4 protein-coding genes are annotated in these 2716 nt (G+C 32.2%); all 4 read left to right on the top strand.

Features of this window, described 5'->3' with window-relative positions; genetic code table 11:
• The first annotated feature begins 89 nt into the window (after positions 1–89).
• The 4 genes from HHU12_RS33465 (at position 90) to HHU12_RS33450 (ending at position 2524) form a co-directional block, all read left to right on the top strand.
• On the top strand, positions 90–911 hold the full coding sequence (locus HHU12_RS33465; protein ID WP_169661071.1) for a hypothetical protein: 822 nt from the start codon (positions 90–92) through the stop codon (positions 909–911).
• An 89-nt stretch (positions 912–1000) separates the two neighbouring features.
• Entirely contained in the window at positions 1001–1555 is a 555-nt protein-coding gene (locus HHU12_RS33460) for a hypothetical protein (protein WP_169661070.1), read from the top strand.
• Between the two features lie 2 nt (positions 1556–1557).
• Entirely contained in the window at positions 1558–1773 is a 216-nt protein-coding gene (locus tag HHU12_RS33455) for a hypothetical protein (RefSeq protein WP_169661069.1), read from the top strand.
• A 175-nt stretch (positions 1774–1948) separates the two neighbouring features.
• Positions 1949–2524, top strand: coding sequence for a hypothetical protein (locus tag HHU12_RS33450; RefSeq protein ID WP_169661068.1), 576 nt, complete (start codon positions 1949–1951; stop codon positions 2522–2524).
• Positions 2525–2716: the final 192 nt, after the last annotated feature.

Below are 2716 nucleotides of genomic sequence, written 5' to 3'. Positions count from 1 at the left end.
TCTGATAGTTTTCTCAAAATGATTACATTTATAATTATTTAAATTGAGAGAGCTATCAGGCTCTACTCTACGCGAGAATCATGAAAAGTATGAATAGAATAGTTTTATTGTTCTTAATTTCAAATACGTTTTATTTTAAGGTACTTGGCTGTGAATGTTCTATTGAAACTTTAGAAAAAGAAATAAATGAAACCGCAGTAATCTTTATAGGAAAAGCTATAACAGTTTCAACTGAAGATGGATATGAAAACCGAACGACTTTTGAAGTATTTGAAACCTTAAAAGGGGAGTTTAAAAACGAGATGACAGTAGTCTCAGAATCTTACAGTAGTTCATGTGGTTATTCTTTTGATATTGATTCATTGTATATTGTTTTCGGAAGATTTAATAATCTTGGGGAATACGAAATTAGAACTAACTTATGTACGAGAACTGGAGGTATATCAAGAAGTACCGATTTAATTCGAAAATTGAAAAAGCTTGGTAATGAAATTAATTCGATTAACTTAATTGATACTCATATACTGTATAATGAAATTTGGAAAGATGAAAAATTTATATGGACAGACGAATATAGTGAGCTCTTACTATCAAATTCAGAAGAGTTAGATCTAATTGAGTCTAGTCTTACATATTGTGAACCAGATTCGACATTTCTACAAAAAAAAACTGATTCACTTAAGTGGATTAATCGGAAAAATAAAATAATAGTAGGCTTCGAAGTGAATCAATTTGGAGAAACATCTAACTTTTTTGTGTTTCCTAATAGGAATACAAATAAACACTGTCAAGAAATAGCAATTCAATTTGTGAAAACTTTAAAACCTTGGAAACCTGCAACAATAAAAGGTATAAAAGTTAGATCCAATGGCTATTATGAGGTTGACTTTTCAAAATGTAAATCTCGCTAACAAGGGGCATTTTGCACAGGTCGGTTGCGACGCAACCCGCCTGCGACACCATGCCCAAGTCGTTGTACAGCATTAGGGCAGACTGAAACATGAGAATAATAACGACCATAATATTATTAGGACTTTTTTTGACTACGAATGCTCAAAAAACGATTACGTATGAAAAGCTCAAAGATGAATTGATAAATTCTTCTGAACCTGAAATCATTTCGATTTATTCAAATCAGTTGGAGCAAAAAAACGAATTATACTTGATAGATTTGGTTAAGGACGGTATACTCTCAGAGCCCCCATTATATAACTCAGAGACTGAAAAACAATTGACTACTGAGATAGTAACGACGTCAGAAGTAAGAAAACGGATTGTTGATACCTTAAACGCAAATGGATTTTTGGACACTTTGTATTTGAGGACTGATACCGTTTATTCTAATATCAAGTTTCCTAATGACAATTTTATAATTGACAAACCTTTGATTGTTATCGAAATATTGCATGGATATGATAGTGGGATTATGCAGTCATATATAAAAGTGGATAACAAAGAGCAAGTTGATAGATTAGTTGAAATATTAAGTACAGACTTGAAAAAGAAACAACAGAGAGTTTTTGAGCAATTCGGAGAAAATATCAAAAGACTATAAAATTGAAGATTAAAAGAAATCAGCTAAGATTATTTGGATTGGCATTGATTATCATTTCAGCTGGATTGATAGCAAGAGAATTATCACAGTACAATAAACTTCCAGGAATGGATGACCCAATAAGTCTGATCGCTGATTTTTTAAAGTATAAGGAGAATGCAGTGACGAATGGAATTATATGGGCTGGATTATCAAAATTGGATGATATATATGTATGAAAAATAGGAAGATAAAGAGATAACACTGTACAACAATAAATATACATAATGCGGGTCTTCTGGCTAATTAAACTTTTGTATATTTACTGAAATTTGTGGCGATTTGGTAGTGAAGTGTCTTAAAATCCCGCACTATGCATATTCAAACCGTTGTGGGTTATTGTAAAAAAAACGAATGAAACTAATTAGCTTAACAATATTGACAATCCTTTTTACAAGTTGCTCGGTAACGAGTGATTTGAATACAAGAATTGATAGAAGTCAAAAAAAATCACTGAAAGGTTCACCATTTCAGACTGCTAAAGGAATGAAAGCCGAATTGAAAATACAGAAAAAATATCGTGGAGATTATGAAAATGATTTGAAGAACCTTCTTGAAAATTACCCTAACGATACAATAATATTAACCGAAGGGTATGATTTTATTTGTTTAGGCTGTCCGTCTGACTATGTGCAGATTTTTATAAATGATACATTGCTTTTATATCGGAAAGACTTGATGGATAAGAAATATAAAAAGACTAAAAAAATATTGATCAATCATTTTGACACAACAGGATATTTCTATAGTGATATTGCAGAATTAAGACAAGAAATCAGGAAAGGAAACCAATGGAATAATAATCCTGAAAAATATGGAACAGATGAGTGTCTGGACGGTGGACATACATTATACACAATTTTTTATCCGCTAGGAAAAATTGAATCAATGTATATGAGATGTTGGTTAAATAAAGAATTTAGAAAATAAAAAATAAACAACAAACAACAAACCCACAATCGAGTAGAGCGCCGCTAGGCGATTAGCCTAGCGGAGACCCTCTCACACCACCGTACGTACGGACCTCGTATACGGCGGTTGATTACCGTTCGGTTAACTTTTTGTAGATGTCTGACATCGCAATATATCCTCTCTTTTCAAGGCGTTCTAAAGTGATGGTTG

Source organism: Flammeovirga aprica JL-4 (assembly GCF_012844305.1).
GTDB lineage: Bacteria > Bacteroidota > Bacteroidia > Cytophagales > Flammeovirgaceae > Flammeovirga > Flammeovirga aprica.
The sequence above is the reverse complement of the archived record's forward strand: the minus strand, read 5'-3'. Positions and strand labels throughout refer to the sequence as shown.